This is a genomic window from Endozoicomonas ascidiicola (assembly GCF_001646945.1).
Taxonomy (GTDB): domain Bacteria; phylum Pseudomonadota; class Gammaproteobacteria; order Pseudomonadales; family Endozoicomonadaceae; genus Endozoicomonas; species Endozoicomonas ascidiicola.
The window spans coordinates 196,764-214,422 of sequence record NZ_LUTV01000005.1; the positions used below are offsets into that span (position 1 = coordinate 196,764).

At 44.0% G+C, this 17,659-nt stretch carries 7 protein-coding genes; 1 reads left to right on the plus strand and 6 read right to left on the minus strand.

Annotated features, from left to right (window positions below):
- Nucleotides 1-370: 370 nt before the first annotated feature.
- Nucleotides 371-6,067: a hypothetical protein gene (locus AKL11_RS14785; RefSeq protein ID WP_157673585.1), complete on the plus strand. Its 5,697-nt coding sequence runs from the start codon at nt 371-373 to the stop codon at nt 6,065-6,067.
- Between the two features lie 48 nt (nt 6,068-6,115).
- Here AKL11_RS14785 and hemE read toward each other — a convergent pair whose 3' ends face one another.
- The 6 genes from hemE to AKL11_RS14815 all read right to left on the minus strand — a co-directional run bounded on the left by hemE (nt 6,116) and on the right by AKL11_RS14815 (nt 17,634).
- Nucleotides 6,116-7,183, minus strand: coding sequence for a uroporphyrinogen decarboxylase (gene hemE, locus AKL11_RS14790; protein WP_067518806.1), 1,068 nt, complete (start codon nt 7,181-7,183; stop codon nt 6,116-6,118).
- 161 nt (nt 7,184-7,344) lie between these two features.
- Nucleotides 7,345-8,793 carry an FAD-dependent oxidoreductase gene (locus tag AKL11_RS14795; protein WP_067518808.1) on the minus strand — a complete coding sequence of 483 codons (1,449 nt, stop codon included), beginning with the start codon at nt 8,791-8,793 and terminating at the stop codon, nt 7,345-7,347.
- Nucleotides 8,794-8,856: 63 nt separating this feature from the next.
- On the minus strand, nt 8,857-13,314 hold the full coding sequence (gene gltB, locus AKL11_RS14800) for a glutamate synthase large subunit (RefSeq protein ID WP_067519698.1): 4,458 nt from the start codon (nt 13,312-13,314) through the stop codon (nt 8,857-8,859).
- Nucleotides 13,315-13,808: 494 nt separating this feature from the next.
- Nucleotides 13,809-14,888: a 3-dehydroquinate synthase gene (gene aroB / locus AKL11_RS14805; RefSeq protein WP_067518810.1), complete on the minus strand. Its 1,080-nt coding sequence runs from the start codon at nt 14,886-14,888 to the stop codon at nt 13,809-13,811.
- A 26-nt stretch (nt 14,889-14,914) separates the two neighbouring features.
- The gene (aroK, locus tag AKL11_RS14810; protein ID WP_067518812.1) at nt 14,915-15,436 is read right to left on the minus strand and encodes a shikimate kinase AroK; all 522 of its coding nucleotides are present in this window, start codon (nt 15,434-15,436) and stop codon (nt 14,915-14,917) included.
- A gap of 116 nt (nt 15,437-15,552) precedes the next feature.
- Nucleotides 15,553-17,634, minus strand: a complete 2,082-nt coding sequence (locus tag AKL11_RS14815) for a type IV pilus secretin PilQ (protein WP_067518814.1) — start codon at nt 17,632-17,634, stop codon at nt 15,553-15,555.
- Nucleotides 17,635-17,659 lie beyond the last annotated feature (25 nt).

Below are 17,659 nucleotides of genomic sequence, written 5' to 3' on the forward strand. Positions count from 1 at the left end.
AATTAAAAAAAAGAAGCTTTTACGTAAACTATCATTAACCTTAAAATTGAATTTCTGTTCAATAGATCAATCTTAATAAATAATCTTGACAATATACCCATTCACTATCGGTGATTAAACTGCATAAACTCATGCCATTGGCACAATTAATTTAAACCATAAATCATCAATAAAAAAGGAGGACAAAATAATGCTAAACCCATCCAATATAAAAATAAATAATTTAAGAAACCACTATAAAACTGTTATCACCAGTTTGACAACAAGTTTCCGTTGTTATCGCGTCCGGTACATAGTATCAAAGTAAAATAAATCAACATACCAAATTATTAAATCCACCTATCTCTCATTCCTTCAAAGGTAGTCCTAAGTGAGTCCAGAAAACCTCCTCCAAGAATTGCAATCATACCCAGCAACTTACTCACCACGTTCTAACCTACAGCCTACAACGTCGGTATATGAGGCCAACACTGCGAGAAGGGTGCAACCATTAAATTCAGGTTTTAATCCAATATCTGGCGCGGCCAAATTTGTAGAACAAACATCATCTAGCATTTCAAAGAAAATCATCCATAGAACTATCACTGGAAGCGTACCAGATCCTAAAGACATTATTAAATTTGTAATCCCCTATGGTGATAAGCAAAAAATATCATCAACCATAGATAGAACCAATGAATCAGAAAATCTAATTTCGAGCCTTACCACTGAGATTGAGGAGTTAAACAAAAAACCAATCACTGAAGAAACAAAACAGATATTAAACAACCTTTACAAAACCATCAATTTAAAGCTGGCATTCCATCAACCCAGTGACAATCACAACATTCACACAAGAGACATTCTCGAAAATGCACTAAATACTCTAAAATGCATTACTCCCGATACAGCTGCAGATAGTGCACTAAATAGAAAAAACAACCAACTGCTCATGCAGCTTGCAATATTAACATATGCACATCCAGATTTAGTAGACCATGAGCTATTACATGCCTTTTTAAATACTGAGGGAATACCAACTAATTTCACTACAACCGCAATATTCCATCATCTCAAAAATACAATATTAAGCTCAGCGAAGTCATTCAACACTCCTTTACTGGAGAAAAATCACCACCAGCAAAATAAAGATCGCCCATTAGCCTCTTTCTTTGAGTCTATGGGCATCAATATATCAACAGATAAAAATAGCGCAGAAAAGCACATTAGACGATTTGATGCAGGCTACTCCTTAATTCTTTCCAGTTTACTTTATATTGAAGAAGGAATTTTCGGGAATACGATTAACCCTATAGAAAATCCTGATTTATATAGTCATACCCTACTAACAGCGGCAGAGTTCACCAAGGCACTTTCAAACAACGACCTGCTTCTGGATAAAACAGAGCACAGTTACAACATTTTACACTTGAGAATTTTTTTCAAGAATCTTATGAAAGAACTAAAAGGTGATCTGCCTAATGGTGTTTTCTCTTCACCGTCTATATGGAGCGGCGAAAGAAGTGACCTGCAGAGACATCTACAAGCGGTCAGGGAAACATTTCCTAACCGTATGCTTGAAGTATTTCTAAACACAGACACTTCTATTAAAGAAACAAAAAAAACGCTGACTGATAGCAGTATCGACATCAGCCACCTTGATAAAAAAAAGTCAAAAACCTACGGCAAAGCTAAGCCCAATTTCACAGAAGAACAAAAAAAAATCAACACGGAAAACAACAAGCAATACTTCAATGCGGTGATATCGAATTTACGCAGAAAAATTACAGACATCTATATCAGTTGTCTGGACGACAACATTCATGGGTTATCAAAAAATTTAATCACAGGAGGTAGATTATTTGCAAACACAAGTGAAAGTGAAGAATCCATAGCTAACTGGAATAAAGTTACACACGATTTTATAGAAAGAGCTGATGAATTGATCAGTGATGAAAATATTGATAAGTTTGATAAAGAGACCTCTATAAGGTCACGTGTAAATGTGCGACGTGCGATAATTAATGGTTTTTCAAACATTATTTTTGAAATCAAAAAGCACCTCCCAGAAAACGAAAAATACCTCTATAACAACTGTGTTGCTAAAGCCATGAGCACACTTTCAACCTATTTATCCTCCGAAACCCCACCAACAGATGAATTTTATGGGAAAGATAAAGAACTCATTATCAGAAATATCGATAATGCTTTCAAAAAAACAAAATCAGAAATATCAAACATTATCTCTTCTGAAGAAAAAGCATATCAAGAAAATTGCATCGCCAGCATTTCAAGCTTTATCAGAGCTAATAGCATAAATGCTGGTAAATCAGAGCCAACATCTGACCAGCCAAGTATGACGATGGCAGACCTTGAAACATATAAGAACTACCTCAGCAAATTAGTTGCTATCGCAAATTCCGACAAGCAAAACCAACATAACGATGACCTAATTGCCACATTAACTGCAGGCTCTAAGGCCAGCAAACAGGAATATCATCAACCAAAGATATCAATTCATACACTTACCAGTGAGGAGATATCGGCTCAAATTCGTCGTAAGAAAAAACCTTTTAATATTTCCCGACACACTAACAATCTTTCGCCCGCCGAAAATTTTCGAACAGCTTACCATTTTCAACAAATACCCAGTGCTACACACAACATACTTAAGCTTTCCTCTCTTGCTCTACAAAAGAGCAAGCTTTTATTTTGTAGCGCCATTGATGATAGAGAGCTTACTGAGAAGGCAGTTATTTTTTTTAATGAAACCATTCAAAGCTTGATGGGAAAAAATGATTTAAGTCAATGCAAACCTTTCTCAATCCTAAAAAATGCACTTAATCGCATACTTCCACCTTCCGATACCAAAGTACAATTAATAGAGGATATTTCCATACAGAATGACAAATCCTTAAAAGGTTTCAATAATTTTTGTGGATTAAATTACAATCGAAGTGATGATACAGACTGGAAATCTGATATATCGGAAATATGGAATGCTCTATCATTATTGCCCAGATATCAACCAAATGAATGCAACCCAGATACACTGAAAATGGCAAAAACCTTAACCTCGATCATAGTGAATAGCTTCTCTGAAGCATTCAGCCATCAAGTTGCAAATGCTCTTCCCCCTTCTCTAGAAGCCGTAAACTTTTTTCAAAGCTTAATGGCTATTAAACTGACGACATCAGCACCTGGTAAAGATAATACTACTGATGATTACAGTGACTTTAAAATCGCCATTATGAAATACAACGACCATTTCAAATCCCTTGAAGAACAGATGGCTTATGTAAGCTATAACAGCAATCAGGATTCCACACGAACAACCATTGATCATATCGAAAAAACTGTTTCTGAAATACAACGCACTGTTAGAAACAAAGCGATTCAAACGCTTGTAAATGGCTTTAGCGTAGAACAAATGAAAGACCCAACTGTATTATCAAAAATCAGTGAAGAATTAATTAAACTATCTAAAAAAGGGTTTTTCGAAAAGCATTTTAGTAATTCACCACTCGGGTCAAAGCCAATACAAGGTCTGATAAAACTGTTAAACAAAGGTGAGTTTATTTTTCTTAGCGGCTTCTTCTGTGTTGCTGTAATGAGCATGATATCCATAAAGCAGGGTACTGATTTAATGAGGTCTTTGCAGGAACCTATTTCAGATGTGACCAGGAGCCTCAACAATCTACGCCATCTTTTTGGCCATTTAACACAAAACAATCCCGCTCTTCATGATGCTTTCACTACAATCGTCGATACTCCTGTACCTGCCAATTTCACCGCTTCGAGTGCATCAAATCTGACTAATGGCGACTTTACTTGTCTTCAGCAGATTTACCACAGCAGCGTAAATTCCAGTGCACCTCAAGTATCAATTCAGAGTTCGCTAGGTGCTTCGCAAACCTCTAATCTTAAGGCAATGAGGCCTCTGTTTTACAGCGATGCTGCTAGCTGCCCTTCTGGCGGTAATAAATCTTTCCCTCCCGGTTTCATCAATCCTGGCAACGCCTTTTCTGCCGTTGTGAGTATAATCACCAGCGCCGCCTCAATGACAAAGTGGGGCCTAGATGTATCCATGTTTACAGAAAGTGTGCGAACTCACTCTTCTCTGCCAATCCTGTTTCAGGAATTGACTGCAGACCTCAATGAGAGGGTTCTTACACACGCTGCGCACAAGCAAAATCCCACGCAAGCTATTCCAGATAAGCTCTATGGCTATAACAGCAGAAGCATCTACGAAACTATTTCTGACTGGCTTGATACAGCATTGAACAAACAAATCCCATACGAACGTAAGCTTTCATTGGCCTTCGGTGCAGAAGTACTCCATCAGGTCATTGCATACTTCACTCTTGGCCCCATGGGTATGGCAATGCCGGATCGGCCACACTCTATGGAACAACTAGAGGCAAGAGTAGAGAAGCTTGGTACTCAACGCCAGCTTAAGACAATTTATAGAATGCTCGGGTATAACACCCTTAAAGAAATGATGGATGTATTCAGCACCAAATCGGGAACACTGCAATTTCTTTTTTATCTGAAAGAGCTGGATTGGTTTAACACCTTTAACGAAAAAGCAGGTATCGCTAATTACCTATCGATTAAAACCCTACATCAACGTGTTACTCATGCCCTGTTGAGTCTTTCCAAAAAAGGCTCGCCACAAGATACATTTCAGCTTACAGCCTTAGAAAATATTTATGGCAATCAACTAATGGCAGATTTATTAGGTACAAATCCAGCAATATCTACCATTGAAAATGAGAAAGCCATTAAACAAAGTGGTAACAACTATAGAGTAGCGGGCATTACCGGTGTGATGATTGCCTACGCTGGACAAGCCTTCAATCTTTATCGTTATGCTATAACGCCATGGCAACTGGCAAGCTCAACAATCGAGTGGCTTCATAATGGAACAACGAATGCCGCTCGTGAAAGTATGATGCAGGATATCCTAAAAGCAGCTCAATCGACTATATCACGAGAGTATGATCCAGGAGGACTTTCAGATGATCAAAAATTTTGGCATTACATATTTGGTCAACGAGCCGCAACAAAATGGGAGCAAACTGCTGTTCTCTGGTTTCTCAAAGAAACCATTAATACCAGCTTGTTCCTTAACGCCACAGCGAATGAACTAAATCTCGGTGTTACCACTAGAAACTGGGAGATTTTAGCCGCAACTTCAGCTTATCTAATCAAAGATACAACAGGTATTATGGCAAGACTCGGCACCTTAATGGGCTCTGAATTTTGGCGAACCATGTTCAGTTTTTTAGACAAAATTGATTCTCCTGTTGCAGAAATAATTATTGGTCATTTAAGTGGAAGAGCTTTGGTACCGCCTCAAGCCAGTATAGAAATGATGAACTCAATGCTTGAAGAAATAATAATCGCCCAAGAAGGGGATCCCATAAAAATCCATGCTGACGCTGGGAAGAAATTTAAAGCAATTTTAGATATAGGGGTGCCAACTTTAAATCGAATAGCAAAAGATCAAGAGTCAGAAGCTCAGTTTGTTCTCCAAAAATTATTTGAATCCGACATTCAGAATGATAATGGCAGAAACATTAAACCTACAGAGAACCATTACTATCACATTGCCAATATGTTACGTGATGAACTGGAAAAAAGTGTTCCCTGCTTTCAATCAGATACAGACGATATAGCTACTGATAAAAACTCAAATGCCAAACAACAACTTAAAATTTTCATAAATAAAATAGCACCAAAGATTAATAGCTGGGGAAAAAATGAGCTATTTATGGCTCTTTCTGAGCTTCACAAAATAGTGCCTCCTGAAACTATGGATAAGTATCTGAACAGCATCGTCAGAAAAAAATTGAGATCACTTGAACCACATAAAAAAAATGAGTACAGAAAGAGCATTCTTAAAGCAGCCGAAAGCCGCAGGTTTACCAAGTTGAATGAAAGTAGTAAAACAGAGAAAAAGCTCTCTAGGTCAACTACGATTGAGATGAATCCCCAAGCTGATACACACTACGAACCTAGTTCACATGTTCAAGAAAGCCAACAACTACTTTCAGAAAACGGGCTACAGATTACTACAGTTTAAACATAGAATCGCCCCAAGTCTCTAATGCCAGATTCTTGGGGTACTCAGTTAATTTCGATGGTATTCAGCTGAAATATGATGAACAGCAGATATAAACGCAGCAGCTTTATCGGGTTCAACAAACTGATGAATACCATGACCAAGATTGAACACATGGCCATTACCAGTACCAAACTTTTCAAGAATGGTTCCTACTTCCTGACGAATTCTTTCTGGTGACGCATAAAGTGTCGATGGATCCATATTACCCTGTAGGGCAACTCTGTCGCCAACACGTTGGCGGGCTTCGCCAATATCCGTTGTCCAATCCAGGCCCAGAGCATCTGCACCGGTGTCCGCCATGGATTCAAGCCATTGCCCACCATTTTTGGTGAACAAAATCACAGGCACTTTTCGGCCTTCATTCTCACGTTTCAGACCTTTGACAATTTTGTCCATGTAATACAATGAGAATTCACGGTAATTCTCCGGACTCAATACACCACCCCAGGTATCAAAGATCTGTACTGCCTGAGCACCGGCTTCTATCTGTGCATTTAAATAACTGACCACAGAATCTGCCAGCACAGAAAGCACCTGCTTTAACAGTTCTGGCTGATCGAACATCATGGCTTTGATGCGGCGGAAGTCTTTACTGCTGCCACCTTCTATCATATAGGTTGCCAGCGTCCATGGGCTGCCAGAGAAACCAATCAGCGGAACACGACCATTCAATTCATGGCGAATGGTTCTCACTGCATCCATCACATAACCCAGGTCTTTTTCCGGATCAGGAACAAACAGGGCTTCAACATCTGCTGCTGTGCGAATCGGCTTTTTAAACTTTGGCCCTTCACCCGCTTCAAAATAGAGACCCAGACCCATGGCGTCAGGAATCGTCAAAATATCGGAAAACAGTATTGCCGCATCCAATGGAAAACGTTCCAGAGGTTGCAGTGTCACTTCGCAAGCCAGTTGTGGATTCTGGCAAAGGGACATAAAGTCACCGGCTTTTGCCCGTAACTCGCGGTACTCCGGCAAATAACGTCCAGCCTGGCGCATCATCCACACTGGTGTCACATCAACAGGTTCCCTGAGCAGTGCTCGTAAAAAGCGGTCATTTTTTAGAGGAGTCATAAATACCTTGATACCCGATATTCCGGAACAGCGATTCTACAGCGTTTACCGGTAAACAACCATGAATCAGATTCGGCATTTATATCGGTTATCACGGAAATCCACCATAAAAAAAGGCGTATTTCCGGTTAGAAATACGCCCTTTTGCTCTCGTGATTTATTCAAACATCCAGATAATCAAGAATACCATCAGCAGCTTCACGACCTTCCCAGATTGCGGTTACCACAAGATCGGAGCCTCGGACCATGTCACCACCAGCGAACACCTTAGGGTTGCTGGTCTGGAACTTGTATTTGTTCTTCTCCGGAGCGACAACTCGCCCGCCCTCATCGGTATTAATCTGATGTTCTTCAAACCATTGAGCCGGACTTGGACGGAAGCCAAAGGCTACCAGAACGACGTCCGCATCGATAATTTCATCACTGCCTTCGATAACCTCAGGGCGACGACGACCTTGTTCATCAGGCTCTCCCAACTCCGTTGTCACCAGTCGAATACCTTCGACTTTGCCATCACCAACAATTTCTACTGGCTGACGATTAAACAGGAACTGCACACCTTCCTGCTTTGCATTGGCCACCTCACGACGGGACCCTGGCATGTTTTCCTCATCACGGCGGTAGGCACACGCAACCGACTTTGCACCTTGCCGAATGGAGGTACGGTTACAATCCATCGCCGTATCACCACCACCGAGAACTACAACGCGTTTGCCTTTCATATCAATGAAATCATCCGCGTTTTTTTCAAATCCAAGGTTACGATTCACACTAGAGATAAGGAAAGGCAGCGCATCGTGGACACCGTCCAGCTCTTCGCCGGGGAAGCCACCTTTCATATAGGTGTACGTACCCATACCCATGAAGACAGCATCGTAATCTGCCATCAGCTGTTCCATGGTGATGTCTTTACCAATTTCAGTGTTCAGTTGAAACTCGACACCCATTTCAGAGAACACTTCACGACGACGACTCATGACGTGTTTTTCCAGTTTAAACTCCGGAATACCAAACGTCAGCAGACCCCCAATTTCCGGATTCTTATCGAAGACAACCGGAGTTACGCCATTGCGAACCAATACGTCAGCACAACCCAGCCCCGCTGGCCCTGCACCGATAATTGCTACTTTTTTGTCTGTCCATTGAACTTGCGACATGTCCGGGCGCCAGCCCAGCGCCAACGCAGTATCCGTAATGTACTTTTCAGTCGATCCAATGGTCACCGCACCAAAGCCATCATTCAATGTACAGGCACCTTCGCAAAGGCGATCCTGAGGACATACACGACCACAGACTTCTGGAAGACTGTTGGTTTGATGGCAAAGGTCTGCCGCTTCAAACAAGCGACCTTCCGACACCAGTTTCAGCCAGTCCGGAATGTAATTATGAACCGGGCATTTCCATTCGCAGTACGGGTTACCACACGCCAAACAGCGGTGTGACTGATCGGCTGCCTGCTCCTCGTCGAATGGTTGATATATTTCAACAAATTCAGTCTTACGCTGACGCAGGCTTTTTTTATCCGGATCAACCCTGCCGACATCAACAAACTGGAAGTTGTTATTCAGTCGCTTTCCCTGGTGACCATTCTTTAAGTGTAACTGTGACATTTCGCTGACCTCACAAAGCTGTTTTTATGTTCAATACCTTTCGTCTTCTGCACCGGCAGCCTGTTACTCAGGACTGCCATGGGTGCTGGCCAGCAAGGTATCGAGACTGGCAGCCTTTGGCTTCACCAGCCAGAAACGACCACTGTAATCATAAAAATCATCAATCAATTCCTGTCCCCAGGAACTGCCTGTTTCAGCAACATAATCTTCAAGAACACTCAGTAGATGGGACTGATACTGCTCCATTGACTCATTATCTATACGATGGATGTCTACCAACTCGTGGTTGTAGCGATCCACAAAGCTACGTTCCAGGTCAAGAACGTAAGCAAAACCTCCGGTCATACCCGCACCGAAGTTATGACCTGCCCGGCCAAGGACAGTTACCTGACCGCCAGTCATGTATTCACAGCAGTGATCGCCCGTACCTTCGACAACCACATGGGCACCAGAGTTACGAACACCCAGTCGTTCACCTGCACGACCAGCGGCGTACAATGTGCCACCGGTAGCACCATAGAGACAGGTGTTACCGATAATGGACGTTTCATGGGTAACAAAACTGCTGACTGCTGGCGGACGAATCACCAGTTTACCGCCGGTCATCCCTTTACCAACATAATCGTTAGCGTCACCTTCCAGCCTCATTTCGAGACCACCGGCGTTCCATACACCAAAGCTCTGACCCGCAGAACCGGTAAGTGTTAACTTGATGGGGTTTTCTGCCATCCCCTGATTGCCATGTCGCTTGGCAATTTCACCGGAGAGTCTGGCACCAATGGAACGATCACAGTTCCCCACCGTGAAAATAAACTCACCACCGGAATTATTTTCAATAGCACTGAGTGTTTGGCGCACCATTTCTTCTGCCAACTCACCTTTATCATAAGGCGGGTTGCGATCTACCTGACAGGTTTTAGGCTTGTCCGCTGGCACATGAGCGCTTCCCAACATGGGTGAGAGATCAAGACTCTGCTGTTTCTCGGTAATACCCGGTAACAGATCAAGTAGCTCAGTACGGCCAATCACTTCTTCTAAGGTTTTAGCACCTAAAAGAGCAAGCCATTCACGCACTTCTTCTGCCACAAAGGAGAAGAAGTTCATGACCATTTCCACATCACCTTTGAAGTGTTCATCACGGAGTGACTGATCCTGAGTGGCAACACCGGTCGCACAGTTATTGAGGTGACAGATACGCAAGTACTTACAACCCATAGCGATCATAGGCGTTGTACCAAAGCCGTAACTTTCGGCTCCAAGAATAGCCGCTTTGATGACATCAAGCCCGGTCTTCAAACCACCATCCGTCTGTAAGCGAACCTTGCCTCGTAGATCATTGCCTCGAAGTGTTTGATGCGCTTCACTCAGACCAAGCTCCCATGGTGAGCCGGCGTAGCGAATAGACGTCAATGGGCTTGCAGCTGTTCCGCCATCATAACCAGAGATAGTGATCAGATCGGCATATGCCTTCGCAACACCCGCAGCAATGGTTCCAACACCCGGTTCAGAAACCAGTTTGACAGAAACCAGCGCTTCTGGATTTACCTGCTTCAAGTCGTAGATCAGCTGAGCCAGATCTTCGATGGAATAAATATCGTGATGCGGTGGCGGTGAAATCAAAGTAACACCGGGCACAGAATAACGGAGGCGAGCAATCAGCTCGTTCACTTTACCACCGGGCAGCTGACCACCTTCACCAGGCTTCGCACCTTGAGCCACTTTAATCTGCAAAACTTCGGCATTCACAAGATAGTGAGGTGTCACACCAAATCGGCCAGAAGCAATCTGCTTAATTTTGGAAACACGATTGGTTCCGAAACGCGCTTCGTCCTCACCGCCTTCACCGGAGTTTGAGCGTCCGCCCAATCGGTTCATGGCTTCAGCCAAAGCTTCATGGGCTTCTGGAGACAGAGCTCCAAGACTCATGGCGGCAGAATCAAAGCGTCGTACAATGGCAGAAATAGATTCGACTTCATCCACCGGCAACGAATTCTCATCGAGTTTCAAACCCAGTAAATCTCGAAGTGTGGCAACAGGGCGTTGATTGACCAGAGTCGCATATTTGCGATACTCCTGATAATCGCCCGTTTTGACAGCTACCTGCAGCTGCTGAACCACATCCGGATTGAACGCATGGTATTCACTGTCGTGCACATATTTCAGTAATCCGCCTTGCTGAATAGGCTTTCGTGCTTTCCAGGCTGTTTCAGCAAGCAGGCCCTGCTCGTAGTGGAAGTCTTCAAAGCGCGCACCTTCGATACGACTCGGCACACCACAGAAGCAGAGATCGACGACATCTTTCGATAAACCGACCGCTTCAAACAACTGGGCGCCACGGTAAGAGGCGATGGTTGAAATACCCATCTTCGACATGATTTTCAACAGGCCTTTACCAATCCCCTTACGGTAAGCTTTATAAGCTTCCCTCGGGTCTGCCATCACTTCACCAGAACGAATCTGATCATTGATGATTTCATAGGAAAGGTAGGGATACACGGCGGTGGCACCAAATCCAATCAACACCGCAAACTGATGAGAATCCCGGGCAGCGGCCGTTTCAACAACAATGTTCGATTCGGAACGTAAGCCTTTTCCAATCAGGTGGTGATGCACGGCACCTGTCGCCATAGCGGCGGGAACTGGCAGCAACCCCTGATCAATATGACGATCAGAGAGACAGATCACCACCTTGCCGGCTTGAGCCGCTTTTTCAGCCTGCTCACAGATACTAACAACCGCCTGTCTCAAACCAATGGCAGGATCGTAAGTCAGCCTGATGGTTTCCGATTCAAAGGACTTATGCTGATGATTCACATTCATCAAGTCCATAAATTTGGACGTGGACAACACTGGTGACTTCAGAATAACCCGGGCAGCGTGCTCCGGTGTTTCCTGAAACAGATTGAGCTCGCGACCTATGCATGTCTCCAAAGACATGACAATAGATTCACGCAATGGATCAATCGGCGGATTCGTCACCTGGGCAAACTGCTGACGGAAGTAATCCGTCACCGTTCTTGTACGACCGGAAAGCACGGCCATTGGCGTGTCATCACCCATTGACCCAACTGCTTCCTGACCAGACTCAACCAACGGACGAATCACTTGATCACGCTCTTCAAACGTCACCATGAACATTTTCTGATAGACGTTCAACAGCTCTGTGGAGAAGTGATCAACCTTATGATCATCCTCATTAAAACTGGAGCGTATGCGGTAGGAATTCTCTTTCAGCCACTGTTTGTATGGCTGCCTTTCTTTTAACTTATCATCAATGTCGTGCGCCTGATGCAACTCGCCCGTTTCAGTATCAATGGCAAGTACTTCACCGGGGCCAACCCTGCCTTTAGCAATCACGTCTTCTGGCTTATAACCGTGAACACCCACTTCAGAAGCAACCGTCAGGAAACCATTTTTGGTAATCACCCAACGTGACGGACGCAAACCATTACGATCCAGCGCACAAACGGCATTCCGACCATCGGTAATAACCAGACCAGCAGGGCCATCCCATGGTTCCATGTGCATAGAGCTGTATTCATAAAACGCTCGAAGGTCAGGATCCATGGTATCCACATTCTGCCAAGCCGGGGGAACGAGCATACGGATAGCACGATAGAGATCGACACCACCTCTGACCAGGACTTCGAGCATATTATCCAAACTGGAAGAATCGGAGCCCGTTCTATTAACCAGCGGGGAGATGTCGTCTAATGTGGGCAACAGTGGTGTTTGGAATTTTTGTCGACGAGCTTCTGCCCAGTTTCGGTTGCCTGTGATTGTGTTAATTTCACCGTTATGAGCCAGCATACGGAAAGGTTGCGCAAGCTGCCAACGAGGCAGAGTGTTGGTTGAGAAGCGCTGATGGAATACACAGATCGCGGTTTCAAAACGCGGATCGCCAAGGTCCGTATAGAACGTTGGCAGGTCAACCGGCATCATCAGCCCTTTATAGGTAATGACCTTAGACGACAAAGAGCAGATGTAATAATCTTTGTCATCCGCCATTTCCATATTGGTATAACGACGAGCCATGTACAGCTTGGCAGAGAATTCAGTATCGGACAGCTGACTATCCACAGTCACAAAGATTTGCTCAATCAATGGTAACTGGTCTTTAGCAATCGGCCCCAGGCACTCATCATTGACAGGCACTTTTCTCCAGCCAACAACGTCTAGCCCTTGCTTTAAAAGTGCATTTTCCAGGCTAACTTTGCCACGTTGAGCTTGTACCGGATCGGTATTGAGAAACACCATGCCTACGGCATAAACATCAGAAAGATCAGAACCAAACTGTTCTTTTGCTACTGTGCGAAAAAAGGAATCCGGCGTTTGAATCAGAAGACCACAACCGTCGCCTGTCTTACCGTCAGCAGCAATACCGCCCCGGTGCGTCATACAGGTGAGTGCTTCAATTGCCGTCTTCAGAAGGTCATGACTTTTTTCACCTTCCATCTGGGCAATCAGCCCGAATCCACAGTTATCCCGAAACTCCCCAGGATTATACAGACCTGCTTTCATAGGCACTTTCTCACCAACCTCATCAACCATTATTGTTCTGGCTCGCCTATCAGTCTTCCTGACTTTGTGGGAGTTTTCATTGAATGAATTTACTCCCGAAGCGCTGTGTCTTACTGCTTATCTGACGTATCCACGCCATGAGACAACTTATTCTCTGTGCATACCCATGCTATCAGGAGCCAGTGCTTTACTTTTTTTGCCATAAGGCGGAATTCATCCCCAGCATCCGACTAAGCATAAATTATTATTCATTATTAATGCATAACAATCTAGACGAAAAACACCCGAATGAGATGCAAAACGGTTGGTCATTTTACACATCTACCCCCATTTTCACAAATGACCCGCATCAAAAAAGGTACAAACCTCTATATAAAATCATTGAAGACCATGGTTATGCCATAAAAAAGCCTCTATAGTGCATTCACACCAATAGAGGCCATTAACTGAGAATAAGTGGTTTAGAAATTTATGCAGACCGCAATACAAGTCACTTAAGAACAGAATGCATTTAACGTAGCCCTGAGGTTATCCAAATTAAAATCCTGGGTGACTACTGCAACACCAACCTCTTTCAAAAGCACCAACCTTAACTGCCCATCTAATACTTTTTTATCCACGGACATTAATTCAATAAAATGCTCTGGCGTCATTCCAGCTGGCGGTTCAACCGGCAAATTTGCCTTCTCAATTAACTCAACAAGACCTCGATATTCTTCTTTGGAAATATCGCCCTCACGAAGAGAAAGATCCGCAGCCATCACCATGCCAACAGCAACCGCTTCACCATGCAGCCATGAACCATAGCCAGTATAGGTTTCGATAGCGTGCCCAAAGGTATGACCAAGATTCAAAATAGCGCGAATACCCGACTCTTTCTCATCTTCCGCTACAACATCTGCTTTATTTTGACAGGAACGAAGAATAGCGTACGACAATGCATCATTATCTCGCTCAAGGAGCTTATCCATATTATCGTGCAGCCAGTTATAGAAAGGCTTATCACAGATCAGCCCGTATTTAATAACTTCTGCTATGCCGGCGGAAAGCTCTTTATTCGGCAGAGTACTTAGCGTTTCCGTGTCAATGATCACCGCATTTGGCTGATAGAAGGCGCCTATCATATTTTTCCCAAGCGCGTGATTCACACCGGTTTTCCCTCCAACAGAGGAGTCAACCTGAGAAAGAAGCGTGGTGGGGATTTGGATAAAATCCACTCCTCGCTGATAACAAGCTGCGGCAAAACCGGTCATATCACCAATCACACCACCACCCAATGCGATCAAGGTCGTTTTTCGGTTGTGTCTGGACTGCAAAAGCTGATCAAAAATACGATTTAGGATATCCAGATTCTTATACTTTTCACCATCAGGAAGAGTGACAACAATAGGATTGAGTTCATGAAGGTGAGTGCAGAGTTTTTCCAGATACAGAGGGGCAATGGTTTCATTAGTTACTACCGCTACCTGATGACCATGAATATGGCTCGTTAAATAGCCAGGCTGCGATAAAAGATTTGAACCGATATAAATAGGGTAGCTTCGCTCTCCAAGATCAACATACAGCTCCTGCATGACTCAACACTCCATCATTAACATCATCAACGTATAGAAAGGCCTGCTGCCTGAATAATTTCACGAATAATCTGACGCAAAGACAACTTATCTGTATTCAGAACCAAGTCTGCGATCGAGCGATAAAGAGGATCTCTTTCTTCCAGCAATGTCGCCAGAAACGCTTCTCGATCGGGTCTTTGCAAAAGCGGTCTTTTTTTATCGTTCCTGGTTCTTTGCAACTGGACGGAAACGGGGGTTTTCAAATACACGACAAAGCCACTCTTACGAAGATGGCTGCGATTTTCCGGTCGCCCAACCACACCACCGCCGGTAGCAAGAATAATGCCCTGCTGATCACATATTTCTTCGATCACCTGAGCTTCGCGATCACGAAACCCCCTCTCCCCCTCAACATCAAAGATCCAGGGTATATCTGCTCCACTTCGTTCTTCAATCTCATGGTCAGAATCCAGAAAAGGGGAGCCCAGTTCATTGGCCAGCATTTTACCTATTGTTGTTTTTCCGGCCCCCATGGGCCCTATCAGAAATATATTTGTTGATAGCATACCTTAGCCTGACTTCCCGCCCGTGTGCTGGAGCGTAGCGCATACTCTACCCATATGACAATAAAAACGGGAGCATTGCTCCCGTTCATTGGCTTTCATGTAATGAGGTCAAAGCATTAGCGTAAAGTTACGCCTTCAGTCACGACTCTTGGAGTAATAAACACCAACAGTTCCTCTTTCTCATCACTTTCTGTTTTGTTGCGGAATAACGCGCCAACATATGGAATATCACCAAGTACTGGAACCTTGCTCACACTGTTCCTTTTACTTTGCTTGAATACACCACCCAGTACCACTGTCTCTCCATCTTCAACCAATACCTGAGTCGTGATTTCGTTGGTAGAAATAATCGGTACACTGTTTGATGTTTCATTGGTGGTATCGTCATTATTGATCTTTATATCCATAATCACACGACCATCCGGTGTAATCTGAGGTGTAACCTCAAGCCCAAGAACTGCGTCTTTAAAGGCAACGGAAGTAGCGCCACTGGATGTTTTTTCTTCGTAAGGAATCTCCTTACCAGATTTAATAACAGCTGTTTTCTTATCCGCAGTAATGACCTTTGGCTGAGAAATAACTTCACCTCCACCATCACTTAACAAAGCGGACAATTCAAGGTTCAGTATATTGCCATTTGCACTGGAAAAGCCGATCGCAATAGCACTGGAAGCACTACCAGTCACGCCAAGATCAGTAAAGAGACCATCATCTCCTCGACCACCAATATTGGCACTACCACTGCCTGTATCAATATCTTTTTTACCTGTACTGCTACTCCACTTCACACCCAGCTCATCACGTACACTAGAGCTCAGAGTAACAATCCTTGCTTCAATCATTACCTGGCGAATTGGAATATCCAACTGTTCGATCAAAGCGCGCAGCTCGTCCAGTTTGGCTTGAGTATCTTTTATCAACAGACTATTTGTACGATCAACCACCTGAACAGAGCCACGTTCAGTCAATAGCCCAGCATCACCGCTTCCCTGAATAACTTCAGAAATTTCGGCAGCATCCGCGTAGTTAATTTGAACGAGATCGGTATAAACAGGCGCCAGTTCGCTGATCTGCTTTTCATTTTCCAACTGTTCACGTTCTCTTGCCGCAATTTCTGCAGCAGGAGCAACCGTCAGCACGTTACCTTCGAGGCGTTTATCAAGACCTTTCGCTTTCAATACAATATCAAGCGCCTGATCCCAAGGAACGTTCTGCAATCTCAACGTCACATTACCACCAACGGTATCCGACGCCACTAAGTTCAGATCAGTAAAATCAGCAATCAGCTGCAAGACCGCACGAACTTCAATGTCCTGGAAATTCAGTGACAGTTTGTCACCCTTATAGGAAAGCCCACCAGCTCTTCTACCCCGCTCTTGACGCTCCGGTGCTTTAACACTGACCGTTAGCAGGTTATCCGTCTGATATGCGAGGTATTCAAATTGACCTTTAGGCTCGATAACAATGGATGAGTTACCGTCTTCAACCTTGGCATCAATAAACATGACAGGGGTTGCAAAATCGACAACATCTAACCGGTTTCTCAACCTTTCCGGAATGACATCACCGGGAAACTCTAAACGAATACGACCGGCCTGCTCATTCATATCCATCTGGATTTTGGCATCAGACAAGGCAATCACCACCTTACCTTCACCATCTTCACCACGCTGAAAATCTATACTGGTAATGCCTTGATCCTGAACTGGCATTTCAGCTTGAGGCTCTGAATCGTTAGCCGCAGAAACATTCGTCGTCGCTGTCGTCATTTGACCAGCATCGGACTGCACAGAACCGGCTGCGTTTTCCGTACCCAAATACACACTTAATGTATTACCTTCAGCCTTTGTCGTGTAACCAGTTGGCTCCTCAAGGTTGATAACCAAACGAGTTCTGTCGCCAGTTTCCAGCACAGTAACGCTTTTGGCACTGCTAAAACCCACTTCGTTGTATTTTGGCAGCGCACTGCGGGTAAAAGGAAGGTCCAGGGAAATTCTTGGCGGCTTCTCTATACTATAACCATGAGCAACAGGAGCAACGCCATCAAACGTCAGTTTCAGCTCTACCATCTCATCAGGAAGAGCATTAACGTCCATATTTTTAAGGGTTACACTCCATCCTGAAATAGGCAATGAAACCAGTAGCGCATAAAAAAGCCCTCGGAAAGCGCTTGCCGGCTGCAGGGGACTCATATTCATCTATTGTACCTATTCCTGAATTTGA

Bases quoted from the DNA above. Each gene is read 5' to 3' on its own strand.
- hemE (WP_067518806.1), bottom strand. From the start codon at position 7,183: ATGACTCCTCTAAAAAATGACCGCTTTTTACGAGCACTGCTCAGGGAA.
- AKL11_RS14795 (WP_067518808.1), bottom strand. From the start codon at position 8,793: ATGTCACAGTTACACTTAAAGAATGGTCACCAGGGAAAGCGACTGAAT.
- gltB (WP_067519698.1), bottom strand. From the start codon at position 13,314: ATGAAAGCAGGTCTGTATAATCCTGGGGAGTTTCGGGATAACTGTGGA.
- aroB (WP_067518810.1), bottom strand. From the start codon at position 14,888: ATGCAGGAGCTGTATGTTGATCTTGGAGAGCGAAGCTACCCTATTTAT.
- aroK (WP_067518812.1), bottom strand. From the start codon at position 15,436: ATGCTATCAACAAATATATTTCTGATAGGGCCCATGGGGGCCGGAAAA.
- AKL11_RS14815 (WP_067518814.1), bottom strand. From the start codon at position 17,634: ATGAATATGAGTCCCCTGCAGCCGGCAAGCGCTTTCCGAGGGCTTTTT.